This is a genomic window from Afipia sp. 1NLS2 (assembly GCF_000178995.1).
GTDB lineage: Bacteria > Pseudomonadota > Alphaproteobacteria > Rhizobiales > Xanthobacteraceae > Afipia.
The window spans coordinates 454285-479874 of sequence record NZ_ADVZ01000002.1; the positions used below are offsets into that span (position 1 = coordinate 454285).

Sequence of the window (25590 nt, forward strand, 5' to 3'; positions counted from 1 at the left end):
GACGCATGAGCGTTTCCGAACCATTCATCCGCAGGCCGATCGCAACCTCGTTGCTCGGACTTGCATTGTTGATCGGCGGTGCGCTCGGCTACTGGTCGCTGCCGGTGTCGTCGCTGCCGCAGGTCGATTTCCCGACCGTGCAGGTGACGACGCAACTGCCGGGCGCGAGTCCCGATGTCGCAGCCTCTCTGATTACCGCGCCGCTTGAGCGGCAGCTCGGACAAATTCCCTCGCTGTCGTCGATGACGTCGACGAGTTCATTCGGCGTCAGCCAGATTTCGCTGCAATTCGATCTCAACCGCGACATCGACGGCGCGACGCAGGACGTCCAGGCCGCAATCAATGCCGCCAATGGCGTGCTGCCGAAAAACCTGCCGTATCCGCCGACCTACGCCAAGGTCAACCCGGCGGACGCGCCGGTGATGACGCTGGCACTCACATCCGACACCATTTCCGTGCGCGCGATGAGCGACCTTGCGGATTCGTTGATGGCGCAACGGCTCGCGCAGATCAGCGGCGTCGGTCGCGTTTCCGTACTCGGCGGACTTAAGCCCGCAGTGCGGGTGCAGGCCGACCTCGCGCGCCTGGCCGCCTATGGTCTCGGCATGGAGGACCTGCGCGCCGCGATTGTGGGCGCGAACGTCTCGGGCCCGAAAGGCTCGCTCGACGGCAAGCAGCAATCCTACACCATCGCCGCCAACGATCAGTTGAGCACCGCAGATCAGTATCGCGACGTCGTCATCGCCTATCGCAACAACGCGCCGGTCACGGTCGGCGACGTGTCGCAGCTCATCGACGGGCTGGAGAACGACAAGACCGGCGGCTGGTACAAGAACAAGCCCGCCGTCATCATCGAGATCCAGCGCCAGCCCGGCGCCAACGTCATCGACGTGGTACAGCAGATCCGCGCCGAGATTCCGAAACTGCAGCAGGCGATTCCCGCGGGCGTGAACCTCACCATCGTCAGCGACCGCACCGTGACCATCCGCGCTTCGGTCCGTGACGTACAGTTCACGCTCATCCTCAGCGTCATTCTGGTGACGCTGGTAGTGCTGCTGTTCCTGCGCTCGCTGCGCGCGACCATCATCGCGGGCGTGGCCTTGCCGCTGTCGCTCATCACCAGTTTCGGCATCATGTGGTTCGCGGGCTTCAGTCTCGACAACCTATCGCTGATGGCGCTGACGATCGGCACGGGATTCGTGGTCGACGACGCCATCGTGATGATCGAGAACATCGTTCGCCACATGGAGGGCGGCGAGACCGCGATGGAAGCCGCACTGCGCGGTGCCCGCGAGATCGGCTTCACCGTGATATCGCTCACCGTGTCGCTGATCGCGGTGTTCATTCCGCTCCTGTTCATGTCCGGCCTCGTCGGGCGCATGTTCCGCGAGTTCGCGCTGACGCTGACGATCGCTGTCGTCACCTCCGCCATCGTCTCGCTGACGCTGACGCCGATGATGTGCTCGCGGCTGTTGAAGCGTCACGGCGAGGAATGGGAAATTCCGGGGCTGCGCGCGATCAGCGACTTCATCGACCGCACGGTGGAATTCTATCACCGCACCTTGCTGGTCGTGCTGCGGCACCAGCGGCTGACGCTGGTCGTGACGCTGCTGACCGTGGTGGCGACGACGGTGCTCTACATTATCGCGCCGAAGGGCTTTTTGCCGTTGCAGGACACGGCGTCCATCGTCGCGGTGACAGAGGCGGGGCAGGACGTGTCTTTCGCCGAGATGCAGAACCGGCAGACGGCGGTCGCAAGCGTCATCGAATCCGATGCTGACGTGACCGGGCTCATCTCCACCATCGGCGCGGGATCGGTGAATCCGACGCCCAATGTCGGGCGCATCACCATCAACCTGAAGCCGCGCGATGAGCGCAAGGCCGATGTCAGCGGCGTCATCGAGCGACTGAAACAGCGTGTCGCTTCGATCCCCGGCATTTCGGTCTACTTCCAGCCGGTGCAGGACATCCAGATCAGCACCAAGTCGAGCCGGTCGCAGTATCAGTACACGCTGACCGGCACCGACCGCGATGAGGTCGTGAAATGGTCGAACGCACTGGTGCAGGAGATGCGCCGGAATCCGCTGTTCCGCGATGTGTCGTCGGAAGCGCAGGAAGGCGGCTTGCGTGCGGCGCTTAACGTGGACCGGCAACGCGCGGGGCAGCTCGGCGTCTCGCTGCAGGCGGTCAACGATACGCTGAACGATGCCTTCAGCCAGCGTCAGATTTCCACCATCTACGGCCAGGCCAACCAGTATCGCGTGGTGCTGGAAGCGATGCCGGAGGATCAGCGCGATCCGAACATTCTGTCGAAGCTCTATGTGCCGGGCGCGGCGAGCACGACTGGCGCGGGCACCTCACAGGTGCCGATATCGGCGGTCGCGACCCTCACGCGGACGACCGCTCCGCTTTCGATCTCGCATCAGGCACAATTCCCCGCCGTGTCGCTGAGTTTTAATCTCGCGCCTGGCGAAGCGCTCGGTGATGCCGTCGATGCCCTGCACAAAATCGAGAAGCAGATCGGCATGCCGGGCAACATCACCGGCCTCTATTCGGGAGACGCGGCGGAGTTCTCGCGGTCGCTATCGGGCCAGCCATGGCTGATCCTCGCCGCTATCGTCACGATCTACATCGTGCTCGGCGTTTTGTACGAGAGTTACATCCATCCGATCACCATTCTCTCGACGCTGCCTTCCGCCGGCGTTGGCGCCATCCTCGCACTGATCCTCACCGGGCAGGATCTGTCCGTGATCGGCCTGATCGGCATCATCCTCCTGATGGGCATCGTCAAGAAGAACGCGATCATGATGATCGACTTCGCGCTGGAGGCGGAGCGGCATGAAGGGCGCTCGCCTTATGACGCCATCGTTCAGGCCTGCCTGCTGCGTTTCCGCCCGATCATGATGACTACGCTGGCCGCCTTGTTCGGCGCGCTGCCGCTGGCGCTGGAAACCGGCACGGGCTCGGAACTGCGTTTTCCGCTCGGCGTATCGATCATCGGCGGCCTGATCGTCAGCCAGATCCTCACGCTCTACACGACGCCGGTGATCTACCTCGCACTCGACCGTATCAACCGGCGTCTGGAAAGCGCCGTGCCGCCTGCGGGCGATTATCCGTCGCCTCCGGTTGCCGGCGCGACGGAGGGCATGCAGTAAATGTCGCTCTCGGAACCCTTCATCCGCAGGCCGGTCGGGACCACGTTGCTGGCCATCGGGTTGTTCCTGGTCGGCGCGGTCGCCTACGTGAACCTGCCGGTCGCGAGCATTCCAAACGTCGACTTCCCGATGATTCGCGTGTCAGCTTCGCGGCCCGGTGCTGATCCCTCGGTGATGGCAGCAACCGTTGCCGCACCTTTAGAGCGCAAGCTCGGTGAAATCGCAGGTGTGGATCAGATCACCTCATCGAGTTCGCTCGGCACCACCAGCATCCAGATGCAGTTCGCCATTGGACGCAGCATCGATAAAGCCGCGCGTGACGTGCAGGCGGCGATCAATGCCTCGCTGGCGGACCTGCCGACCGACCTGCCTTCGCTGCCGAATTTTCGCAAGGCGAACACGGCGGGCATGCCCGTCTTCATCATCGCGCTCACATCCAAGACGATGTCGTCAAGCGCGATCTATGACATCGCCGACACCGTCGTGGCGCAAAGGATTGCACAGGTACAAGGCGTAGGCGAGGTGACCGTGAGCGGCGCCGACCAGCCCGCGGTCCGGGTGCAGATGAATCCTGTGCTGCTCGCTAATGCCGGGATCGCCACTGATGACGTCCGCACCGCCATCGTCAATGCCAACGCCTTCGGCCCGATCGGGATGTTCAACGGTCATCGGCAGGGCGAAACGCTCGGCCTCAATCCGCAGATGCGCACGGCGGCGGAACTGAAGAATATCGTCATCAAGTCCTCGAACGGGAATTTCATTCGCCTGTCGGATGTCGCCAACGTCATCGATGCGACGCGTTCCAGCCGCTCGATCGCATGGTTCAACAAGCAGCCTGCGGTGCTGTTGCAGATCACCAAGCAGAGCGACGCCAACGTGATCGAGACGGTCGACCGGATCAAGGCGCTGCTGCCGCAACTCAAGCAATGGATTCCCGCGGGCGTCGAAATCTCGACGCTGACCGACCGCACCGGCACCATCCGCGCCAGTGTTGACGACATGCAGTGGACGTTGGGAGCGACCGCGCTTCTGGTGATGGCGGTGGTCTTTGTCTTCCTGCGCCGCATCGTGCCCACGATTGCCGCTGGCATCTCGGTGCCGCTGGCGCTGGCCGGCACCTGCGCCGGGATGTGGGCGGCAGGATTTTCGATCGACAACCTGTCGCTGATGGCGCTCGCGATTTCGATCGGCTTTGTTGTCGATGACGCCATCGTCATGATCGAGAACATGTACCGCAATCTGGAGCAGGGCATGTCGCCCCCGCGCGCGGCGCTGGAAGGCGCCAAGCAGATCGGGTTCACGGTGCTGTCAATCAGCCTGTCGCTGGTCGCCGCCTTCACGCCGCTGATCTTCATGGACGGCATCGTCGGGCGGTTGTTGCGCGAGTTCTCGCTGACGCTGGTGTTCGCCATCGCCGTTTCGACCGTGGTGTCGTTGACGATAACGCCGATGATCTGTGCGCAGTACATCAAACATGCGCATTCCAAGAAAGAGACCCGTTTCGACAGGATCGTCGAAGGCTTCCTGTCGCGGATATTGGTGTTTTACGAGCGTACCTTAAAGATCGTCCTGCGGGTGCCGGTCCTGACGATCGTGGTGTTCTTCGCCACCATTGCGCTGACCGTTGTGCTGTTCGCAAAACTGCCGAAGGGTTATTTCCCGACCGACGACAGCGGTTTCATTTTCGGATCGACGCGGGCGTCCGCCGACATCTCGTTCCAGGCGATGCTGGGCCTGCAACAGCGCGTCGCCGACACCGTGATGGCCGATCCGGCCGTCGCCAGCATCGGCTCAACGCTCGGAGGCAGTTCGTTCGCGGGCGGCTCGAACCGCGGCGTCATGTTCATCGCACTGAAGCCGCCGGAGGAGAGGAACGGCCTTAGCACCACGCTGGTGATCGACAGGCTGCGCCGCGAACTTGGCAAGATTCCGGGGATCCGGCTGTTCATGGTGGCGTCGCAGGACATCCGCGCGGGCGGGCGGCAGAGCGATTCAAACTACCAGTACACGCTCTCCAGCGCCGACCTCGATCTGTTGCAGAAATGGGGACCGCTGGTCGCCAAGCGAATGGAGACGGTGGAGGGCATCACCGACATCTCCAGCGATTCCGACCCCGGCGGGTTGCAACTCAACCTCAAGATCGATCGCAAAATGGCGGCGAGTGTCGGCGCCGACATTCAGGACATCGACAATGCGCTGAACAACGCCTTCGCGCAGCGGCAAATTTCCTACATCTACACCCAGCGCAACCAGTACCAGATCGTGCTGGAGGTCGATCCGCATTTCCAGGATGACCCGGCGGATCTCGCGCATATCTATGTCGCGGGCGCCAACAACACGCAGATTCCGCTATCGGCACTCGTGCATTACAGCCGTGGCCTCGCGCCGCTCGCCGTGCGCCATACGAGTTCGTTCCCATCGACCACGATCTCATTCAACACGCTGCCTAACGTGCCGCTGGAAACCGCAACAGGAAACATTCGTCAGGCTGTCGCGGAACTGCACATGCCGGAGGGCATTCGTGGCACATTCGAGGGTAACGCCGCCGATAGCCAGAAAACCGCCAGCCACCAGCCGCTTTTGATTCTCGGCGCGCTGGTTGCGGTCTATATCGTGCTCGGCGTGCTGTATGAGAGTCTCGCGCATCCGCTTACGATCATCTCGACACTGCCACCTGCGGGACTGGGTGCGCTGCTGGCGCTGCTCGTGACCGGGTTGCCGCTCACCGTGATCGCCTTTGTCGGCATCATTCTCCTGATCGGCATCGTCAAGAAGAACGGCATCATGATCGTCGACTTCGCGCTCGAAGGCGAGCGCCAGCATGGCATGAATTCGGAAGAGGCGATCTTCGCGGCGAGCATCACGCGCTTTCGTCCGATCCTGATGACCACCATGGCGGCGTTGCTCGCCGCCGTGCCGCTCGTGGTCGCGACCGGCCCTGGCACCGAGCTGCGGCGACCGCTCGGCGTCACCATCATCGGCGGCCTGATCGTGTCCCAGATCCTCACGCTCTACACGACGCCCGTGATCTATCTCCTGATCGACCGCGCACGCCTGTGGGTGCGAGGCAAATCCGCCCCCGGCCCAAGCGCGATGCCGGCGGAATAAGGCTTCTTGCCGGGGCAAGTTGCTGCGCAGGGGCGGGGCGCGTATAGCGAGGCATGTCCGGCACATCTCCGACCACACCTACAGAAGACATTCCCGAATGCCCCGATTGCGGCAAGCCGCAGCCGTTGTGCATCTGCGATAATCTCGCGCCCGTCGAGAACCGCATCGAAGTTCTGATCCTGCAACACCCGCAGGAACAGGATCGCCTGCTCGGGACCGCGCGGCTGACGGCGCTCCAGTTGACGAATGCGACGCTAAAGATCGGCCTGTCGTGGTCGAGCCTGTCCAAAGCGCTCGGCCGCGAGGTTGATCCGGCGAGTTGGGCAATTCTGTATCTTGGTTCCGCCAAGGTCGCGGAACTGGAGACCGATCGTGAGGTGGTCGCGATCGACCGCAAGCGCGGGCTGGAGCACGCTCAGAATGCGATCCTCAACGGCATCGAGGGCGTGGTGGTACTCGACGGCACATGGAGCCAAGCCAAGGCGCTGTGGTGGAGAAACCCATGGATGCTGAAGTGCCAGCGCGTGATCCTGGGTCCGAAAAGCCTGTCACTCTACGGCAAGCTGCGGCGTGAACCGCGCAGTGATGGACTCTCCACTATCGAGGCCGTGGCGTTATTGCTGGCACGATTGGAGAAGCGTCCAGAAATCGCGGATGCGCTTTTGGGCGCATTCGAGCGGATGCTGGTGAAATATCGTGAGGGTGTGAAGGCTCACCCAGAGCTGTTGCCTAAGCCCAAGCCAAAGCGCGACTGGCGCAGGGGACGCAAGCCGATCCGGCGGCGATAGGATTAAATCTGGAAATTGGGAGTTTGACTGGGCGTGTAAGCCATCGCGAAAGCGCTGGCTCCCCGGGCTGGATTCGAACCAGCGACCATTCGATTAACAGTCGAATGCTCTACCGCTGAGCTACCGAGGAATGCTGCCATGCAGTCGGGGGCCGATATAACAAAGGCCGCAGCTTCTGCAAGCTAAAACTCGTGCAGACTTAATGTCTTGCACGATCAAATCCCTCCAAACCCATCATTGGGAACGATTTTGCCCCATGCTGGCCAGGAAAGACCTGAAAAGAAGGTTTGGAGGCCACGACCAGAATTGAACTGGTGTACACGGTTTTGCAGACCGTTGCGTAACCACTCCGCCACGTGGCCCCAAGGGCTGCGACTGTTACAGGCATTCGCGCGCCCGGGCAACCTTCGGATTTGTCGTGTGTTCAGGCGCCTTTGGTAGCCTGTTCGATCCGCTCGGCAGCATCGATCAGAGCCTGTCCCAGGTCGCGCACATCGGCAGCATTGCTGATGATGAGCTGCAGCGAACCGCTCGGGCTCGTCTGTTTGTCACCCTGAACCATGAAAGGCAGGCGCAGAGCCAGTGCCTGATTCTCCACCACCATCGTCTCGTACCCGGCCAGCGGGAACACCACGATGTTGCCTTTCTCGTCCTTGGTCCAAGCCTCGTTCATGGTCTTTTCCTCTTGTTCCTGTCCTCAGTCGGGCCGGGCGCGGTTGTTGAAGATTTTTGTCGGTTTCGCAAGCGCCCCGGGCATGAGGGAGGCGCTTGCGTTTCCTTTTTCCTTGCCTCAAAGATGCACCAAAGTAGCTTCAATGCGGCCTTACCCAAGCCTGCCGCCATCCCTGAGGACGACGATGCCCGATGCCCTGACCACCCGTTTCAACATGGTCGATTCCCAGGTCCGCACCGCCGACGTGACGGATTTGCGCCTGATCGAGGCCATGCGGGCAACGCCGCGCGAGGCCTTCCTGCCCGCAAGCCAGAAGGCGCTGGCCTATCTCGACCGCGACATCGCGCTCGACGGTGAGGACAACGTCTATCTCATCAAGCCGGTGGTGCTGGCGCGGCTCCTGCAGGCCGCCGAAATTGGCCTGACGGACCGGGTGCTGGTGACTGGCGGAGCCGCGGGTTATGCCGCCGCGATCGCAGGCCATCTCGCCGCCGAGGTCGTTGCAGTCTGTGCCACCGACAAGATTGCCGCAGCGAGCCGGACGGCACTGTCTTCGGCTTGCGGCCTGTCCAATGTCACCGTGACGGCGGGCGAGGCGAGGAAGGGGAATGCGGCGGCGGGCCCTTACGATGTCATCGTGCTGGACGGCGCGACCGAGGTGATCCCGCAGACCCTCTATGAACAGCTCAAGCCCGGCGGCCGTCTGGTGGGCGTCTTCGCTCACTCGGTCCCGCCGCGCGCGACTATCGTGACACGCTCGGCGGCGGATTTCGGCGCTCGGACCCTGTTCGACGCGACGGCTCCGATCCTGCCTGGCCTTAAGCGATTACCAGCCTTCACATTTTGAGGGTCTGGCGCGTCTGACGGGGGATTAGCCTTTCGGGTGTGGCCGAGAAGCCCCATCCTGTGAGCTTTTGTTAGTAAACACTCACAAGTCCTTACGCCGGGCTCGCGAGGCGAATATGTTGCGGGTCGAGCTGGAGTCGGCGTGAGTCGATACTCCGGTTTTCTTGCGTAAATCCAATTGCGTAAGACGATGTTGGAAGGAACGTAATGCCGTTTTCTGGGAAAGCCTGGCGACTGATGCTGGCCGCAAGCGCGGCTCCCATGCTGTTTTTGGCCACCACACCGGTATTGGCGGAAACCATCGAATCCGCACTGGTTCGTGCCTATCAGGACAACCCGCAGCTCAACGCCCAGCGCGCTTCCGTCCGTTCCACAGATGAAAACGTGCCGCAGGCACTCTCCGGCTATCGCCCTCAGATCTCCGTAACCGCGAGCGGCGGATCGCAATACACCGACACGGTCCTCAAGCAGCAGGATGGCGCCGGCGGTGTCACGCGTTCGCAGCTTCATGGCGTCAACGGGCCGTGGAGCGCCGGAGCGACGATCACGCAGACGCTTTACAACGGCGGGAGAACCGGAAACCGGACCCGCGCAGCCGAAAGCCAGGTTTCTGCGGCGCGTGAAGGATTGCGCGTGCTGGAGCAAAGTGTGCTGCTCGCCGCCTCGACGATCTACATGGACTATCTTCGGGATTCGGCGATCGTCGAAGTCCAGCGCAGCAACGTCAACGTGCTCGAGCAAACGCTCAAGCAAACCCAGGACCGTTTCAACGTCGGCGAAGTGACACGCACCGACGTGGCGCAATCGCAGGCACAGCTTGCCGCCGGCCGGACTCAATTGCTCGCCGCCGAATCCACGCTCACCACCACGCGCGCGAATTACCGCCGCATCATCGGCAGCGATCCGCAGAATCCGCAACCGGGCTCGCCGGTTGATCGCTATCTGCCGAAAACGCTGGCCCAGGCCGTCGATATGGGCCTCGTGGAAAATCCGAACGTCACCGCCGCAATGTACGGCATCGACGTCAGTTTCCTGCAGGTCAAAGTGAACGAGGGTGCGCTGTTCCCGACGGTGACGTTGCAAGGCAACGTCCAGCAGGCCAACGAACAGACATTGACCGCATTCAAGGCCTTCAGTGCCTCAGCGGTAGCGAACGTCTCTATCCCGATCTATCAGGGCGGCGCAGAATATGCCCTGATCCGGCAGTCGAAGGAAACATTGGCGCAGCAGCGCCTGAATCTCGATCAGGTCCGCGACCAGACCCGCGCCACAGTGGCGCAAAGCTGGGGCCAGTTGGTCGCAACCAAATCGCAGGTCGCTTCCGCGCAGGCGCAAGTGACGGCTTCAGAGATCGCACTCAATGGCGTGCGCGAGGAAGCCCGCGTCGGTCAGCGCACCACGCTCGACGTCTTGAACGCGCAGCAGGCACTTGTGAACGCCCGCATTGCGCTTGTCACGGCGCAGCATGACCGGGTCGTGGCCTCCTACACCGTGCTCAACGCGGTGGGGCGGCTGTCGCCTGTGACGCTGAAGCTCAAGACTTCGGTCTATGACCCATCGGTTCATTACCATCAGGTCCGCGATAGCTGGTTTGGCGTCCGAACGCCTGACGGTCGCTGAGACCACACTCCGCTGTGGAAGCACCGGAAGGTACCGGGCCCTTTGCTTGCAATCATTTGCGGCCATGACGTACCTTTTCCGGAGGCTGCGTAACGATTCGCGGCAGTGGAGTGCGGCTTTTTCGGGGGACTGAAAAGCCGATGATGTGGAGTCGGAGATGAACCAACCGGCAAAGGCGCAAGAGCCCTCGATGGAGGAGATTCTTGCGTCTATCAGGCGCATCATTTCCGATGACGACGCCAAACCGGCTGCGGCTCCAGCAGAGGCTGCTCCTGCACCGGCTCCAGCCCCGAAGGCAGCTGCTCCCGCGATGAAGGCAGCTTCGGCACCTGTGGCGACTCCCATTCCTCCCGTTGCTCCAACTCCCGCGCCGGCTGCCAAGAACAGCCAGGACGAGATTGACGCGATGTTGGCAAGTTTCGACGCGCCGGCGCCTGCGGCGGCGGCGCCCGCTGCTCCGGCCGTTGAGGAAGCCGAGGACGTCTTTGAATTGACCGAGCAGATGGCCGTGCCTGCAGCCGCCGCTGAGGGTTTCCAGAAAGTCGAGCCACACGACGATCTCGAATTCACCGAATCCCCGCCGCCTGCGTCAAAGGCCGAGGAAGCGCCGGTTCTCAGCGCCACGACCGCAAAAGCGGTGGAATCGGCTTTCAACTCGCTCGCCACGACAGTCCTGTCCAACAATGCGCGCACGCTGGAGGATCTCGTCAAGGAGATGCTGCGGCCGATGCTGAAGTCGTGGCTCGACGACAACCTGCCCACGCTGGTCGAGCGTATCGTCAAGGCGGAAATCGAACGCGTGGCGCGCGGACGCTGATTTCAGGCCAAAACCTCCGTCATTCCGGGACTTGACGCGCACAGGCAGGCCGCTAAAGCCTCATCTGCGCTATAATCGCACCGCATCCTTCTTCCGACAGACGAGCCATATCCGGCTCGCGACCCCATGATTGCATTGTGATGATCGAGAAAAACTACCAGCCCGCCGAAATCGAACCGCGTATCCGCGCCGCATGGGACGATGCGGGAGCCTTCAAGGCCGGACGGCCGGAGCGGCGCGATGCCGAGCCTTTCACGATCGTCATTCCGCCGCCGAACGTCACCGGCTCGCTGCATATGGGCCACGCACTCAACAACACGCTGCAGGATATCCTGTGCCGGTTCGAGCGTATGCGTGGCCGCGATGTATTGTGGCAACCGGGCACCGACCATGCCGGCATCGCCACGCAGATGGTGGTTGAGCGCCAGCTTGCCGAACGCAAGGAGCCGTCGCGTCGCGACATGGGCCGCGAGAAATTCCTCGAGCGCGTCTGGCAGTGGAAGGCGGAATCCGGCGGCATCATCGTCAACCAGTTGAAGCGGCTTGGCGCCTCCTGCGACTGGTCGCGTGAGCGCTTCACCATGGACGAGGGCCTGTCGCGCGCCGTCGCAAAAGTGTTCGTCGCGTTGCATCGCGACGGGCTGATCTACAAGGACAAGCGGCTCGTCAACTGGGACCCGAAACTGCTCACCGCGATCTCGGATCTCGAAGTGCAGCAGATCGAGGTCAAGGGCAATCTCTGGCATCTGCGCTATCCCTATGAAGGCAAAACCTTCAACCCCGAAGACCCGTCGACCTTTATCGTGGTGGCGACGACACGCCCGGAAACGATGCTCGGTGACAGCGCAGTCGCGGTGAACCCGGCGGATGACCGCTACCGCAGCGTGGTCGGCAAGAACGTCGTGCTGCCGCTGGTCGGCCGCAAGATTCCGGTCGTCGCCGACGATTACTCAGACCCGGAGAAGGGCTCCGGTGCGGTGAAGATCACGCCCGCGCACGACTTCAATGACTTCGAGGTCGGCAAGCGGCACAAGCTGCCGCAGATCAACATTCTCGATATCGAGGGCCGCCTCGCGCTGGCGGACAACGACGACTACCGCAAGGGCATCGCCCAGAACGGCCTTGATCTGATCGGCGAAATGCACGGCATGGAGCGCTTCGCCGCACGGCGCGACATCGTCGCGCGCCTGGAGCAGCAGGGCTATCTCGAGAAGATTGAGCCCAACACGCATATGGTGCCACATGGCGACCGCTCCGGCGTGGTGATCGAGCCGTTCCTCACCGACCAGTGGTACGTGGACGCCAAGACGCTCGCCGCGCCTGCTATCGCCGCCGTGCGCAGCGGCGCGACGGCGTTCGTGCCGAAGAACTGGGAAAAGACCTATTTCGAATGGATGGAGAACATCCAGCCGTGGTGCATTTCGCGCCAGCTCTGGTGGGGACACCAAATTCCGGCGTGGTATGGCCCCGATGGCAAGGTGTTCGTCGCCGAGACGGAAGAAGAAGCCGTCGGCAAGGCGCTCGGTTATTACACCGAGCAGGGCGTCATCACCGACGAGCAGGCTCACGATATGGCGGTCGATCCCGCCAAGCGCGAGGAGTTTATCACGCGCGATGAGGATGTGCTTGACACATGGTTCTCCTCGGCGCTGTGGCCGTTCTCGACGCTCGGTTGGCCCGATGACGAGAAGGACGTGAGGCGCTACTATCCGACCAGTGTCCTCGTCACCGGCTTCGACATCATCTTCTTCTGGGTCGCCCGTATGATGATGATGGGCCTGCACTTCATGAACGATGTGCCGTTCCCGACTGTCTACATCCATGCGCTCGTCCGTGACGAGAAGGGCGCGAAGATGTCGAAGTCGAAAGGCAACGTCATCGATCCGCTGCACCTCATCGATGACTACGGCGCGGACGCGCTGCGCTTCACGCTGGCGGCAATGGCCGCCCAAGGCCGCGACATCAAGCTTTCCACCCAACGCGTCGAAGGCTATCGCAACTTCGCGACCAAGCTGTGGAATGCATCGCGCTTTGCCGAAATGAATGGCTGTGAGCTTGCGAAGGGATTCGACGCTACGCAATGCAAGGAAACGCTGAACCGCTGGATCGCGCATGAAACCTCGCGCGCGACCCATGAAGTGACCGAGGCGATCCGGGCCTATCGCTTCAACGATGCGGCTGGTGCGATCTATCGTTTCGTCTGGAACGTATATTGCGACTGGTATCTCGAGCTCGCAAAGCCCGCGCTGACCGGCCCGGACAGCGAGGCCAAGCGCGAAACGCAGGCGGCGGTCGCCTGGGCACGCGACGAGATACTCAAGCTTCTGCATCCGTTCATGCCCTACATCACCGAGGAGTTGTGGGCGGTGACCGCGAAGCGCGATAACGTACTGGCGCTTGCGGCCTGGCCGATCCAGCCCGACGACGAAATCGCACTGGAAGCATCGATGCAGACGGCGATGGCGGGCGACCCGCTCGCCATTCCGGTCATGCCCGCATCTGCCGGACAGGCCGAAACCTTCTCCGATCCGAAGGCGGAGGCGGAGATCGGCTGGCTGATCGACCTCGTCACCACGATCCGTTCGGTGCGCGCGGAAATGAACATCGCACCGGCGACGCTGTTTCCGCTGATCCTGGTCGGTGCCGCAAAGGAAGTTCAGGAACGTGCCTTGCGCTGGAGCGACGTCATCAAGAGGATGGCGCGCGTCGCCGAAATCTCGTTCGATGCCGCGGCCCCGCGAGGCTCGTTGCAATTGCTGGTGCGCGGCGAGACCGCCGCTATACCGCTCAAGGGGGTGATCGATCTGGCGGCGGAGAAGACGCGGCTCGAGAAGGAGTTGGCCAAGGCCGACGCCGATATCGCGCGCGTGGACGCCAAGCTCGGCAACGAGAAGTTCGTTGCTAACGCGCCGGAAGAAGTCATCGACGAGCAACGCGAGAAGCGCGAGGAGGCTGTCGGCCGCCGAACCAAGATCGTCGATGCGCTGGAACGCCTGAAAGCGGCGGGATAGACGGCAGTTCTGCCTAGTCCTTCGGAAACGGCTTGCTCAAAAACCGCGAGCCTTTCACGCCATAGCGCCACGGCAGTTCGGCTGCCTTGGTGATCCCGATACGCACACCGGAGGCGACCTCCGGCACTTCGGTGCGCGCATGAATGGCAATTGGCGACACATCGAGCGCGCAGCCATTATGCTTGATGGTCACGGCGAGAGCGGCACACACTTTGCCCGGCCCTGAACACAGCGACCGTTCGTCGTGCAACCCGCGCCGGCGGCGCATTGCAGCCAGCCCGCGCGTGGGCTCCACCGCCCGGATCAGAACCGCCGCTGCCGAACCCTCCGCCTCACAGACGAAATTCATGCACCAGTGGATGCCGTAGGAACGATAGACGTAGAGATACCCCGGCGGGCCGAACATCACCTGTGTGCGGGGCGTGATGCCACGATAGGAATGCGCGGCCGGCTCGGTCTGATGGTAGGCCTCGACCTCGACGATGGTACCGCCTACGCCATTCACCAATAGTGTCGCGCCAATCAGCTCCGGCGCAATTTCATGAACGCTGCGGGCGAAGAAACTGCGCTTTAATTGCTTGCCCAGCGCGGGGCGGTGGTCGGTGGCAGGCATCGGGGCAGGGAAGCGATGAATCGGCGGGGCATGCACGGCGCATGGAAATATGCTAGGCAGGGACGTTACCTCGCCGGTATGGGTTGCTGCAATCGGCATGTGATCCTACTTTGGGAAGCGCGGAAGCCGCCGCAACGGATACAGACGGGCTTTTGATGGTCACCTTGATCGACACGATTTCGGAGCGGCAGGTCAGGCCGCGTCACCCGGAAAAGGCCAATCGCCCCGACTCGGTTTCGCCACCTAAACCTGACTGGATTCGCGTCCGTGCGCCGACCTCGCGCAGTTACGCCAACACCCGCAATATCGTGAAAGAAAACGGCCTCGTCACGGTTTGCGAGGAGGCGGGCTGCCCGAACATCGGCGAGTGCTGGGACAAAAAGCACGCCACCTTCATGATCATGGGCGACACCTGTACGCGCGCCTGTGCATTCTGCAATGTGCGGACCGGCATGCCGGACGGGCTCGACCCTGATGAACCCGCACATGTGGCGCTGGCAACCAAGAAGCTGGGCCTTGCGCATGTCGTCGTCACCTCCGTCGACCGCGACGATCTCGCTGACGGCGGCGCCGAACATTTCGCGCGAACCATCCGCGCAATCCGCGAAAGCTGCCCGACCACGACCATCGAGATTCTCACGCCGGATTTCCTGCGCAAAGACGGCGCGCTCGAGGTTGTCGTTGCCGCCAAGCCCGACGTGTTCAACCACAATCTCGAAACCGTACCCTCGCGCTATCAAAGCGTACGCCCCGGCGCGCGATATTTCCATTCGGTGCGACTGTTGCAGCGAGTGAAGGAAATCGATCCCACGATCTTCACCAAGTCCGGCATCATGGTCGGTTTGGGTGAGGAACGGCACGAAGTGCTGCAGGTGATGGACGACCTGCGCTCGGCCGATGTCGATTTCCTCACCGTCGGGCAATATCTGCAGCCCACTCTGAAACATCATGCGGTGATGCGTTACGTCACGCCGGAAGAATTCAAGGGCTATGAGCAGATCGCCTTCACCAAGGGCTTCCTGATGGCCTCGGCAAGCCCGCTGACGCGTTCCTCGCACCATGCGGGCGAGGATTTTGCCAGGCTCAAGGCCGCGCGCGAAGCCAAGCTGCAATCCGCGGGCTGATGCCGCAATTTTCCAACAGGCGGCGCGTTCGCCACAGCGCCTCGCAGATGTTCGATCTCGTTGCCGATGTCGAACGCTATCCGCAATTCGTGCCGCTGTGCCAATCGCTGAGAGTCCGCCACCGCACGGTCAACCCTGACGGGACAGAGACCATCGTCGCGGACATGAGCGTATCGTTTCAACTCGTGCGCGAAACCTTCACCAGCCGCGTCACACTAGACCGCCTGAATTTGAAGATTGTGGTCGAGTACCTGAAAGGGCCGTTCTCGAGGCTCCAGAACCGCTGGACATTCGACGCCAAGGGCGACGACACCTGCGACGTGAATTTCTTCATCGCCTACGAATTCAAGAGTCGGATGCTCGCGGTGTTGATGGGCGCGATGTTCGACGCCGCTTTCCAGAAGTTCGCGTCGGCGTTCGAGAAGCGCGCGGACGCAGTCTATGGACTGCCGCGCGCGAACGCTTGACCGGCGCTTTTGGCCCGCGCGCCATCTCGATGAGCATTTTCAGCGCTTCGATGACGGACTGCTGCCGGACGCTGCTGCGCCCGATCGCGCCGAACCGCTGTTCGTGATGGATGATGCGCCCGTCGCGCGCCGCCACCGCGAAGTGGACAAGGCCGACTGGCTTGCCCGGCGTGGCGCCTCCCGGTCCGGCGATGCCGGTGATGGCCACCGCGAGATCGACGTCGGCATGTTCGAGGGCGCCGAAGGCCATCGCGATTGCGACTTCCTTGCTGACCGCGCCGAAGGTCTCCAGTTTGGCTGTCTCGACGCCGATCATCGCGTGCTTGGCTTCGTTGGAATAGGTGATGAAGCCTCGATCGACAACATCCGAGGAGCCGGGCACTTCGGTCAGCGCCGCTACGACAAGACCGCCGGTGCAGGACTCTGCCGTCGCGATCTTCAATTTGCGCATCCGGCAGAGATCGAGGAGGGAGCGGGACAACGCCCGTGTGGCGCTGTCGCTCATCTCAGTGGCTCCCGGTCATATCGTCCGCCCAGGGCAGGCGGATGGTTGCTGCCGCCGTCGCAGCAATGCCTTCCTGACGGCCGGTGAAGCCGAGCCGTTCGCTGGTCGTCGCCTTCACCGCCACGCGCGACACTGGCAGGCCGGTGATCTCGGCGATCTTCGCGCGCATGGTCTCGCGCAAGGGGCCGACCTTCGGCGCTTCGCAGATCAGCGTGACTTCGAGATGGGCGATGCGGCCGCCGCGCTGTTTCACCAGATCGACAGCATGGATCAGAAACTGATCGGAGGCGGCACCCTTCCACTTCGGATCGCTCGGCGGGAAGTGCGAGCCAATATCTCCATCCGACAGCGCGCCCAAAATCGCATCGACGATCGCGTGCAAACCGACATCGCCATCGGAATGGGCGAGGAAGCCGCGATGGAACGGCACCTTTACGCCGCACAGCCACAGATGGTCTCCGTCGCCGAACGCATGCACGTCGTAGCCGGTGCCGGTGCGGACATCGCCGAGCGCGGCAGCAAGGCGGATTTCCTCGCGGGAAAAATCTTCGGGGGTGGTCAGTTTCATATTGGCAGCATCGCCTTGAAAGGTTGCGACCGTCAATCCTGCCCATTCAGCAAGCGCGGAATCGTCGGTGAAATCGTCTCGGCCTTCGGCGGCGGCGCGACGGTGCGCCTCGAGGATGGTCTGATACGCGAACGCCTGCGGTGTCTGCGCGATGCGCAATGCCGCGCGGTTCGGTGTGTCCTCCACAAGTCCGGTGCCCCCGACACGTTTCACCGTGTCGTTGACCGGGACCACGGGAATCGCCGCTCCAGTCGCAAGCGCTGTGTTGATCGCGCGGGAAATCACATCCTGTGTCACGAAAGCGCGCGCGGCGTCATGAATCAGAACGATGTCGGGTGCCTCGGACACCAGTGCCTCGAGCCCGGCGCGGACCGATTGCTGCCGCGTGGCGCCACCGGCGACGGCAGGGCGATAAGTCAGCCCTTGCACGGCTTCCGCGAATAAAGCCGCGTCGTCCGCGTGGCGGACCGGCTGGACCGCCGAAATACCAGGATGGGTGCAGAAGGGGGTCATGGCGCGGGCCAATACACTCTGGCCGGCCAGCGTGCGGTACTGCTTCGGGCTGCCAGCCCCGGCGCGAAGGCCGCGCCCGCCAGCAACGATAATGGCGGCTGCTCGTTTGGAAGAGGGCATTGAACTCACAACAGAAAAGAGGATTGGGCCGCTCCTTAGCACAGGCTGGCCCGGATTCGGAGGCTTCTGTTCCCTTTCTGACCCTATGTCCTTTCAATCCTTCGCCAAAAATGCTGCGCCGCACTTGTGTTTTGAATGATTTTGTCTAATCTATAGGCAGTAAGATGATTTGCTTATTTAATATGCGGATCATTACCGGCTTTTTTTGCCAACGGAAAGACCACGGTGCCTGTCGACCCGACTCCCATCGTAAAAGGCCTTCGAATTGGCGGTATCGACATCGCCAACCGGGTGCTGCTGGCACCGATGTCCGGCATTACAGACGCGCCCTTACGCCGTGTTGCAGCCAGGCTCGGCGCGGGCCTTGTCGTTTCGGAGATGACGGCGAGCGACGATCTGGCGCGCGGCCGTGCGATGTCCGTCCTGCGCTGCGAGGCGGCGGGGATCGGACCGCATGTCGTGCAGCTTGCCGGCTGTGAAGCAAAATGGATGGCGGAAGGCGCACGCATCGCGGAAAGCGGCGGCGCGGACATCATCGACATCAACATGGGCTGCCCCGCGCGGCACGTCACCGGCGGACAGTCAGGTTCTGCGCTGATGCGCGATCTTGATCATGCCATGACGTTGATCGAGGCGACCATCGCGGCGGTGAAAATTCCGGTGACGCTGAAGATGCGGCTCGGCTGGGATCATGCGTCGCTGAACGCACCGGAACTTGCGCGTCGCGCCGAAGCATCCGGCATCCAGATGGTGACCGTGCATGGCCGCACCCGCTGCCAGTTCTACAAGGGTGACGCGGACTGGAATGCCGTTCGCGCCGTGCGCGAGGCGATCGCCATTCCGCTGGTCGTCAACGGCGATATCGCCAGTTACGAAGACGCGGTGGCCGCGCTTGCCGCATCCGGTGCGGACGCGGTGATGATCGGTCGCGGTGCACAGGGTCGTCCATGGCTTCCCGGGCAGATCGCGCGGCAGTTGGCGGGTGGGGCGACGGAGACTGATCCTGCGCTCGACGTGCAGCTCGGCTATCTGCGCACACTCTACGACGACATTCTTTCGCATTATGGCGCGCGTATCGGGTTGCGCCATGCCCGCAAGCATCTCGGCTGGGGCCTTGATGTCGCTGAAGAGGGCGCAGGTGCCGGCATCACCGCATTGAAGGAATGGCGCGGAAAGATCCTAACCAGCGAGCGGCCCGATGACGTTCATGCCTTGCTCGATCAGGCTTTCGATTCCTTTGCACGGAGCGCGGCAGCATGAGCGTCGCGGCGGACGAACGAACGACCAACGGCATCAGCGAAGCGATGCTGAACGCGCTGCCTAATCCGGTGATGCTGGTCGCGCCTGACGGACGGGTGGCCGATGCCAATATGGCGGCGGAAGCCTTCTTTGAAACTTCGATCCAGCACCTCAAGCGCCTGTCGCTGAAAGACTTCATCCCTTTCGGCAGTCCGCTACTCGGGCTGATCGAACAAGTCCGCCGCGAGGGCAATGCCGTCAACGAATACAAGGTCGATCTCTCGACGCCACGCATCGGCGCTGATCGCCAGGTCGATATTCACGTCGCGCCTCTGCCGGAGCGGCCGGGGCATATCGTCGTCATGCTTCAGGGCCGCACCATCGCCGACAAGATGGACCGTCAGCTCACCCATCGCAGCGCCGCGCGATCGGTCACCGCGCTCGCCGCGATGCTCGCGCATGAGATCAAGAATCCGCTCTCGGGCATTCGTGGCGCGGCGCAGCTTCTGGAGCAGGCCGCGACACCCGAGGATCGCTCGCTGACGCGGCTGATCTGCGACGAGGCCGACCGTATCGTAACGCTTGTCGATCGCATGGAGGTGTTCGGCGACGAGCGCCCCGTCGCGCGCGGGCCGGTCAACATCCACTCAGTGCTCGATCATGTGAAGCGGCTCGCACAGTCCGGATTCGCCCGCAACATCCGTTTCATCGAGGATTACGATCCCTCACTGCCGCCGGTGCTGGCCAATCAGGACCAGTTGATTCAGGTCTTTCTTAATCTGGTGAAGAACGCCGCGGAAGCGGTGGCCGATGTCGATGAGCCGGAAATCGCGCTCACCACGGCCTTCCGTCCCGGCGTGCGCCTGTCGGTCCCCGGCAAGGCCACGCGCGTGTCACTGCCGCTGGAGTTCTGCGTCAAGGACAACGGCCACGGCGTGCCGGACGATTTGCTGCCAAACCTGTTCGATCCATTCGTGACGACCAAGCCGACCGGCAGCGGGCTTGGCCTCGCACTGGTCGCGAAGATCGTCGGCGACCATGGCGGCATCATCGAATGCGAATCTCAGCCGCGGAAAACGATCTTCCGTGTGCTGCTGCCGATGTTCAACTCAACCCAACCCCACAGCGACGGGGAAGCCGCGGGAACGGCCTCCAGACGCGATAGCGCCACATGAGGAAGATCCATGCCAGCAGGTAGCATTCTAGTCGCCGACGACGACACCGCGATCCGCACCGTGCTCAATCAGGCGCTGATCCGCGCCGGATACGAAGTGCGGCTTACCAGCAACGCCGCGACGCTGTGGCGCTGGGTGAATCAGGGTGAGGGCGATCTCGTCATCACCGACGTGGTGATGCCGGACGAAAACGCCTTCGACCTGTTGCCGCGGATCAAGAAGCTGCGGCCGAACCTGCCGGTCATCGTCATGAGCGCGCAGAACACTTTCATGACCGCGATCCGCGCTTCCGAGCGCGGGGCCTATGAATATCTGCCGAAGCCCTTCGACCTGAAGGAACTGATCGCGATCGTCGGCCGCGCGCTGGCCGAGCCGAAGGAGCGTCCGGGGGGGGCTCCGGATGAGGGCGAGTTCGATTCCATTCCGCTGGTCGGCCGTTCGGCCGCGATGCAGGAAATCTACCGCGTGCTGGCGCGGCTGATGCAGACCGACCTCACCGTGATGATCACCGGCGAGTCCGGCACCGGCAAGGAATTGGTGGCGCGCGCGCTGCACGATTACGGCAAGCGGCGGAACGGGCCGTTCGTCGCCATCAACATGGCTGCGATTCCGCGCGATCTGATCGAATCCGAACTGTTCGGGCACGAACGCGGCGCCTTCACTGGCGCCAACACCCGCGCCACCGGCCGCTTCGAGCAGGCGGAGGGTGGCACGCTGTTCCTCGACGAGATCGGCGACATGCCGATGGAGGCGCAGACAAGGCTGCTGCGCGTGCTGCAGCAGGGCGAATACACCACCGTCGGCGGCCGTACCGCGATCAAGACCGACGTACGGATCGTGGCAGCCTCCAACAAGGACCTGCGCATCCTGATCCAGCAGGGTCTATTCCGCGAGGATTTGTTCTTCCGGCTCAATGTCGTGCCGCTGAGGCTTCCACCTCTACGTGAACGCATCGAGGATCTTCCCGATCTTGTCCGGCACTTCTTCGCGCTGGCAGAGAAGGACGGTCTGCCGCTCAAGAATCTCGATGCCCAGGCGATGGAGCGGATGAAGCAACACCGCTGGCCCGGCAACGTGCGTGAACTTGAAAACCTCGCGCGCCGCCTAGCTGCGCTGTACCCGCAGGATGTCATCACCGCGTCCGTCATCGAAGGCGAGCTTGCCCCGGCTGCTGCCGCCGGAGCCGCCTCAAACGGCGGGCCGCAGAAGGTCGAGAATCTCGGCAATGCGGTCGAGAGCTATCTCGCTGCGCACTTCGCAGGTTTCCCGAACGCGCTGCCGCCGCCCGGCCTATACCACCGGATTTTGCGTGAGATGGAGGTTCCGCTGCTCACCGCCGCCTTGGTGGCAACGCGCGGCAACCAGATTCGGGCCGCCGATCTCTTGGGGTTGAACCGGAATACCCTGCGCAAGAAGATCCGCGACCTCGATATTCAAGTCTACCGCACCGGCTAGGTATCCCCCGGCCGGGGCATTTAGCCGTTGGATAGGGCAAATCCTCTCTGAGTGCGCCTAGGAATTGTCGCAATTCGGCAACATTGTGATATGAATGCATCACTGATGCGGTAATGCCGCATCTGTTTATCTCCTCTTGCATCATCGGGCATGACCGCTTCGGAGACTTCGGCCTCGATCGAACCCCGCTTTGCCGAGCCGCAGGGCAGGCGGCTGCGCTGGCTGCTGATGCCGGTCGCGGTCGCGCTAGCGTTGATCTCCGCGTTCCTGACCTTCGTGGTGCTGACCGGCCTCACGCCGATCATTCCGACCCACGGGGTGGTGATCGGTTTCCTTCTTATCAACGCAGCCACCATCCTGCTGCTTCTGCTGATCATCGGCCGGGAAATCTGGCTGGTGATCCAGGCACGGCGGCGGGGGCGGGCGGCGGCGCGCCTCCACGTTCAGATCGTGGCGCTGTTTTCGGTCATCGCAGTTCTGCCAGCCGTGCTGGTGTCGATCGTCGCCAACGTCACGCTCGATCGCGGCCTCGACCGATTGTTTTCCGGCCCGACCAAAGCGGTGATCCAGAATTCGCTGACCATCGCCAATGCTTATCTCTACGAGCACGCCCAGCTGATACGCGGCGACGTGCTCGGCATGGCCAACGACCTGAACAACGCGCGACCCCTCTGGGATCAGGACCGCCAGAGCTTCCGCAACGTGCTGACCCAAAACGCCAGAGCACGCGATCTACCGGGCGCGATGATCATCGACAAGGACAGCAATGTCCTCGAGACAGCCGCCAACGGCATCACCCAGACCTTCACCACCCCCGCGCCGGATTTTCTCAAGAACGTCACTGAGGACGACCCGCAGATCGGTGTCTTCATCCAGCAGAACTATGTCGCGGCGGTGATCCGGCTGCGCGCGTTTCAGGATACGTTCCTGTATGTGGCGCGGCTGCTCGATCCGCGCGTTGTTGCACAGTTGCGGCAGACCCAAGCGAGCGTCGCCGAATACAGCGAGCTTGAATCGCGCAAGCTCGGCATTCAGGTCGCCTTCGCTCTGATGTTTACCGTGATCGCCCTCACGGTGCTGATGTCGGCGGTGGTGATCGGCCTGAATTTCTCGAACCGTCTGGTAGCGCCGATCCGGCGTTTGATGAGCGCCGCCAATCTGGTCTCGACCGGCGACCTGCACGTTCAGGTGCCAGTTATCAAATCCGAGGGCGATCTCGCCAACCTCGGCGAGACCTTCAACAAGATGACGCAGGAGTTGCGCACCCAGCGCGACGAGCTTGTGAGCGCCAGTAACATGATCGACAGCCGCCGCCGTTTCATCGAGGCGGTTCTGCTGTCGGCAAGCGCAGGCATCATCGGCGTCGACAACAACGGCATCATCGGCATTCTCAACCGCTCGGCGGAAAAACTGATCGGACTTGTCGAAACCGAGGCACTGAATCACCCATTATCGGAGGTTGTTCCCGAACTGAACGACTTGATGGAGAACGCCAAGAGCGGCTCGCACCGCCTGTTGCAGGGCGAAATCGAGATCAACCGCGCAGGCATCGCACGCAACCTGTCCGTCCGTGTCACGGCCGAGCAGTCAGGGCAGGCACAGGAAGGCTACATCATCACACTTGACGACATCACCGAGCTGGTATCCGCACAGCGCACCTCCGCGTGGGCCGACGTAGCGCGGCGCATCGCCCATGAAATCAAGAACCCGCTGACGCCCATCCAGTTATCGGCGGAACGCATCCGCCGCAAGTTCGGCAAGACCATTGTCGAGGATCGCGCAGTGTTCGATCAGTGCACCGACACCATCGTGCGGCAGGTCGACGACATCCGACGCATGGTGGACGAGTTCTCCAAGTTCGCGCGAATGCCGAAGCCTGTGATCGAGGGCGAAGACGTCGCCGATACCGTACGGCAGGCCGTATTTCTCATGAGGGTCGGACATCCCGACATCGATATCGAGGCCGATATCAGGCAAGAGCCGATGCGGGCCCATTTCGACCGCCGGCTGATTTCGCAGGCCCTCACCAACATCATCAAGAACGCCACCGAGGCCATCGGCGCGGTGCCACCGGAAGAACTCGGCAAGGGACGGATCGACGTCACGGCCGCGCAAGAGGATGACGATATCATCATCGATGTCATCGACAATGGCGTCGGCCTGCCCAAGGAAAGCCGCGCGCGGCTGCTTGAGCCTTACGTGACTACGCGCGAGAAGGGCACCGGCCTCGGCCTCGCCATCGTCGGGCGCGTACTCGAGGATCACGGCGGCAAAATCGAATTGAACGACGCCTCAAACATCAGACCGGGGCAGAGGGGCGCTTGGGTGAGACTGCGCTTTGCCGTCTTGGGCCGCCCGAAAGACACAGACGTAAAGACCAGCGATACGCCACAAAAGACAGAAACAGCGGAAGCAACCCATGGCGAATGACATTCTAATCGTTGACGACGAAGCCGACATCCGCGACCTCGTAGCCGGCATCCTCGACGATGAGGGGTATAAGACGCGAACCGCGCGCGACAGCGACACAGCACTTGCGGAAATATCCGCTCGCCGGCCGAATTTGATCTTCCTCGATATCTGGATGCAGGGCAGCAAGCTCGACGGGCTGCAACTGCTCGAACAGATCAAGAAGGATCATACCGATGTGCCGATCGTGATGATCTCCGGTCACGGCAACATCGAAACCGCTGTCGCCGCGATCAAGCGCGGCGCCTACGATTTCATCGAGAAGCCCTTCAAGGCCGACCGGTTGGTGCTGGTTGCGACGCGCGCGCTGGAGAATTCGCGGCTCAAGCGCGAAGTTCGCGAACTGAAGCAGCTCGCGCCTTCCTCCGGTTCACTGATCGGTAAATCGCCCTGCATGAACCAGTTGCGCCAGACCATCGACCGAGCAGGCAAGGCCAATAGTCGCATCATGATCGTGGGACCGTCGGGAGCAGGCAAGGAGTTGGTCGCGCGCACGCTGCACAATCTGTCGAGCCGCGCGTCGGGGCCGTTCGTGGTCATCAACGCCGCCGCAATCACGCCGGAGCGGATGGAAGTCGAGTTGTTCGGCGTCGAACTGGCCGACGGCGAGACCGGCCGCAAGGCGGGTGCCCTGGAAGAGGCGCATGGCGGTACGCTGTTCATCGACGAAATCGCCGATATGCCGCGCGAGACGCAGAACAAGATTCTGCGCGTACTGGTCGATCAGACCTTTCAGCGAGCGGGCGGCACGACCAAGGTGAATGTCGATGTCCGTATCATTTCGTCCACCTCGCGCAATCTGGAGGCAGAGATCGCGGAAGGACGCTTCCGCGAAGATCTCTATCATCGCCTTTCAGTGGTGCCGATCCGGGTGCCGCCGCTGGCCGAGCGCCGCGAGGACATTCCAGAACTCGTCGATTATTTCATGGACCAGATTTCAAGCACCACGGGCCTGCCGAAACGCAAGATCGGCGAGGATGCGATGGCGGTGCTGCAATCCCACGTCTGGCCGGGCAACGTGCGCCAGTTGCGCAACAACATCGAGCGCGTGATGATTTTGGCCGGCGGCGAACCCGAGGCGACGATCACGGCCGATATGCTGCCGCAGGACGTCGGCTCGATGATTCCGGCGATGCCGACCGGCGTGAACGGCGAACACATCATGGGGCTGCCGTTGCGCGAAGCCCGCGAGGTGTTCGAGCGCGACTACCTGATCGCCCAGATCAGCCGCTTTTCCGGCAACATCTCGCGGACGGCGGAATTCGTCGGCATGGAGCGGTCCGCGCTTCATCGCAAGCTCAAGGCGCTGGGAGTCGGCTGACCA

General features: G+C 62.4%; 17 protein-coding genes, 2 tRNA genes and 1 pseudogene. 14 read left to right on the forward strand and 6 right to left on the reverse strand.

Annotated elements, in window-relative coordinates; translation table 11 throughout:
* Nucleotides 1-5 precede the first annotated feature (5 nt).
* From AFIDRAFT_RS10785 to AFIDRAFT_RS10795, 3 genes are read left to right on the forward strand one after another with little or no spacing between them, the layout of a single operon-like run.
* A complete protein-coding gene (locus AFIDRAFT_RS10785) occupies nucleotides 6-3155 on the forward strand; it encodes an efflux RND transporter permease subunit (protein WP_009339431.1) in 3150 nt (1049 codons plus the stop codon).
* Nucleotides 3156-6263, forward strand: coding sequence for an efflux RND transporter permease subunit (locus AFIDRAFT_RS10790; RefSeq protein WP_009339432.1), 3108 nt, complete (start codon nucleotides 3156-3158; stop codon nucleotides 6261-6263). It begins immediately after the preceding gene.
* A gap of 53 nt (nucleotides 6264-6316) precedes the next feature.
* Nucleotides 6317-7051: a tRNA-uridine aminocarboxypropyltransferase gene (locus AFIDRAFT_RS10795; RefSeq protein ID WP_009339433.1), complete on the forward strand. Its 735-nt coding sequence runs from the start codon at nucleotides 6317-6319 to the stop codon at nucleotides 7049-7051.
* 55 nt (nucleotides 7052-7106) lie between these two features.
* Here the strand turns inward: AFIDRAFT_RS10795 and AFIDRAFT_RS10800 are convergent.
* The 3 genes from AFIDRAFT_RS10800 to AFIDRAFT_RS10810 form a co-directional block, all read right to left on the reverse strand.
* A tRNA-Asn gene (locus AFIDRAFT_RS10800) sits at nucleotides 7107-7181 on the reverse strand.
* A 158-nt stretch (nucleotides 7182-7339) separates the two neighbouring features.
* Nucleotides 7340-7413, reverse strand: a tRNA-Cys gene (locus tag AFIDRAFT_RS10805).
* Nucleotides 7414-7475: 62 nt separating this feature from the next.
* Nucleotides 7476-7724 carry a hypothetical protein gene (locus AFIDRAFT_RS10810; protein WP_009339434.1) on the reverse strand — a complete coding sequence of 83 codons (249 nt, stop codon included), beginning with the start codon at nucleotides 7722-7724 and terminating at the stop codon, nucleotides 7476-7478.
* 184 nt (nucleotides 7725-7908) lie between these two features.
* Between AFIDRAFT_RS10810 and AFIDRAFT_RS10815 the strand changes: the two genes are divergently transcribed.
* The 4 genes from AFIDRAFT_RS10815 (at nucleotide 7909) to AFIDRAFT_RS10830 (ending at nucleotide 14018) form a co-directional block, all read left to right on the forward strand.
* Nucleotides 7909-8571 carry a protein-L-isoaspartate O-methyltransferase family protein gene (locus tag AFIDRAFT_RS10815; RefSeq protein ID WP_009339435.1) on the forward strand — a complete coding sequence of 221 codons (663 nt, stop codon included), beginning with the start codon at nucleotides 7909-7911 and terminating at the stop codon, nucleotides 8569-8571.
* 206 nt (nucleotides 8572-8777) lie between these two features.
* Complete coding sequence (locus AFIDRAFT_RS10820; protein ID WP_009339436.1) at nucleotides 8778-10190, forward strand: TolC family outer membrane protein; 1413 nt, start codon at nucleotides 8778-8780, stop codon at nucleotides 10188-10190.
* 157 nt (nucleotides 10191-10347) lie between these two features.
* Complete coding sequence (locus AFIDRAFT_RS10825; RefSeq protein WP_009339437.1) at nucleotides 10348-11007, forward strand: PopZ family protein; 660 nt, start codon at nucleotides 10348-10350, stop codon at nucleotides 11005-11007.
* 140 nt (nucleotides 11008-11147) lie between these two features.
* Nucleotides 11148-14018, forward strand: a complete 2871-nt coding sequence (locus tag AFIDRAFT_RS10830) for a valine--tRNA ligase (RefSeq protein WP_009339438.1) — start codon at nucleotides 11148-11150, stop codon at nucleotides 14016-14018.
* A 13-nt stretch (nucleotides 14019-14031) separates the two neighbouring features.
* Here the strand turns inward: AFIDRAFT_RS10830 and AFIDRAFT_RS10835 are convergent, their stop codons facing one another.
* Nucleotides 14032-14631 (reverse strand): DNA-3-methyladenine glycosylase, encoded by a 600-nt coding sequence (locus AFIDRAFT_RS10835; RefSeq protein ID WP_040298284.1) that lies wholly within the window; start codon nucleotides 14629-14631, stop codon nucleotides 14032-14034.
* 155 nt (nucleotides 14632-14786) lie between these two features.
* On the opposite strand from AFIDRAFT_RS10835, the gene lipA reads away from it, so the two are divergent.
* Nucleotides 14787-15755, forward strand: coding sequence for a lipoyl synthase (gene lipA / locus AFIDRAFT_RS10840; RefSeq protein WP_009339440.1), 969 nt, complete (start codon nucleotides 14787-14789; stop codon nucleotides 15753-15755).
* Complete coding sequence (locus AFIDRAFT_RS10845; protein WP_009339441.1) at nucleotides 15755-16222, forward strand: type II toxin-antitoxin system RatA family toxin; 468 nt, start codon at nucleotides 15755-15757, stop codon at nucleotides 16220-16222. The genes lipA and AFIDRAFT_RS10845 overlap by 1 nt, the downstream gene beginning before the upstream one ends.
* Nucleotides 16223-16256: 34 nt before the next feature.
* Here the strand turns inward: AFIDRAFT_RS10845 and AFIDRAFT_RS20220 are convergent.
* Both AFIDRAFT_RS20220 and AFIDRAFT_RS10855 read right to left on the reverse strand, forming a co-directional pair.
* Nucleotides 16257-16727, reverse strand: a pseudogene (locus AFIDRAFT_RS20220) (CinA family protein); the annotation flags it as partial.
* 1 nt (nucleotide 16728) lies between these two features.
* Complete coding sequence (locus AFIDRAFT_RS10855; protein ID WP_009339443.1) at nucleotides 16729-17928, reverse strand: bifunctional 2-C-methyl-D-erythritol 4-phosphate cytidylyltransferase/2-C-methyl-D-erythritol 2,4-cyclodiphosphate synthase; 1200 nt, start codon at nucleotides 17926-17928, stop codon at nucleotides 16729-16731.
* A 306-nt stretch (nucleotides 17929-18234) separates the two neighbouring features.
* On the opposite strand from AFIDRAFT_RS10855, the gene dusB reads away from it, so the two are divergent.
* From dusB to ntrX, 5 genes are all read left to right on the forward strand, one after another.
* Nucleotides 18235-19188, forward strand: coding sequence for a tRNA dihydrouridine synthase DusB (dusB, locus tag AFIDRAFT_RS10860; protein ID WP_156786893.1), 954 nt, complete (start codon nucleotides 18235-18237; stop codon nucleotides 19186-19188).
* Nucleotides 19185-20342: a two-component system sensor histidine kinase NtrB gene (locus tag AFIDRAFT_RS10865; RefSeq protein WP_009339445.1), complete on the forward strand. Its 1158-nt coding sequence runs from the start codon at nucleotides 19185-19187 to the stop codon at nucleotides 20340-20342. Before dusB ends, AFIDRAFT_RS10865 begins: the two co-directional genes overlap by 4 nt.
* Nucleotides 20343-20351: 9 nt before the next feature.
* Nucleotides 20352-21797 (forward strand): nitrogen regulation protein NR(I), encoded by a 1446-nt coding sequence (gene ntrC, locus AFIDRAFT_RS10870; RefSeq protein ID WP_009339446.1) that lies wholly within the window; start codon nucleotides 20352-20354, stop codon nucleotides 21795-21797.
* 150 nt (nucleotides 21798-21947) lie between these two features.
* On the forward strand, nucleotides 21948-24227 hold the full coding sequence (locus tag AFIDRAFT_RS10875) for a sensor histidine kinase NtrY-like (RefSeq protein WP_009339447.1): 2280 nt from the start codon (nucleotides 21948-21950) through the stop codon (nucleotides 24225-24227).
* Nucleotides 24217-25587, forward strand: a complete 1371-nt coding sequence (gene ntrX / locus AFIDRAFT_RS10880; protein WP_009339448.1) for a nitrogen assimilation response regulator NtrX — start codon at nucleotides 24217-24219, stop codon at nucleotides 25585-25587. Before AFIDRAFT_RS10875 ends, ntrX begins: the two co-directional genes overlap by 11 nt.
* Nucleotides 25588-25590 lie beyond the last annotated feature (3 nt).

Bases quoted from the DNA above. Each gene is read 5' to 3' on its own strand.
- AFIDRAFT_RS10795 (WP_009339433.1), top strand. From the start codon at position 6,317: ATGTCCGGCACATCTCCGACCACACCTACAGAAGACATTCCCGAATGC.
- ntrC (WP_009339446.1), top strand. From the start codon at position 20,352: ATGCCAGCAGGTAGCATTCTAGTCGCCGACGACGACACCGCGATCCGC.
- AFIDRAFT_RS10875 (WP_009339447.1), top strand. From the start codon at position 21,948: ATGACCGCTTCGGAGACTTCGGCCTCGATCGAACCCCGCTTTGCCGAG.
- AFIDRAFT_RS10855 (WP_009339443.1), bottom strand. From the start codon at position 17,928: ATGCCCTCTTCCAAACGAGCAGCCGCCATTATCGTTGCTGGCGGGCGC.
- AFIDRAFT_RS10865 (WP_009339445.1), top strand. From the start codon at position 19,185: ATGAGCGTCGCGGCGGACGAACGAACGACCAACGGCATCAGCGAAGCG.
- AFIDRAFT_RS10785 (WP_009339431.1), top strand. From the start codon at position 6: ATGAGCGTTTCCGAACCATTCATCCGCAGGCCGATCGCAACCTCGTTG.
- AFIDRAFT_RS10845 (WP_009339441.1), top strand. From the start codon at position 15,755: ATGCCGCAATTTTCCAACAGGCGGCGCGTTCGCCACAGCGCCTCGCAG.
- AFIDRAFT_RS10835 (WP_040298284.1), bottom strand. From the start codon at position 14,631: ATGCCTGCCACCGACCACCGCCCCGCGCTGGGCAAGCAATTAAAGCGC.
- AFIDRAFT_RS10815 (WP_009339435.1), top strand. From the start codon at position 7,909: ATGCCCGATGCCCTGACCACCCGTTTCAACATGGTCGATTCCCAGGTC.
- AFIDRAFT_RS10830 (WP_009339438.1), top strand. From the start codon at position 11,148: ATGATCGAGAAAAACTACCAGCCCGCCGAAATCGAACCGCGTATCCGC.
- AFIDRAFT_RS10820 (WP_009339436.1), top strand. From the start codon at position 8,778: ATGCCGTTTTCTGGGAAAGCCTGGCGACTGATGCTGGCCGCAAGCGCG.
- lipA (WP_009339440.1), top strand. From the start codon at position 14,787: ATGGTCACCTTGATCGACACGATTTCGGAGCGGCAGGTCAGGCCGCGT.
- AFIDRAFT_RS10790 (WP_009339432.1), top strand. From the start codon at position 3,156: ATGTCGCTCTCGGAACCCTTCATCCGCAGGCCGGTCGGGACCACGTTG.
- AFIDRAFT_RS10810 (WP_009339434.1), bottom strand. From the start codon at position 7,724: ATGAACGAGGCTTGGACCAAGGACGAGAAAGGCAACATCGTGGTGTTC.
- dusB (WP_156786893.1), top strand. From the start codon at position 18,235: ATGTCCGGCATTACAGACGCGCCCTTACGCCGTGTTGCAGCCAGGCTC.
- ntrX (WP_009339448.1), top strand. From the start codon at position 24,217: ATGGCGAATGACATTCTAATCGTTGACGACGAAGCCGACATCCGCGAC.
- AFIDRAFT_RS10825 (WP_009339437.1), top strand. From the start codon at position 10,348: ATGAACCAACCGGCAAAGGCGCAAGAGCCCTCGATGGAGGAGATTCTT.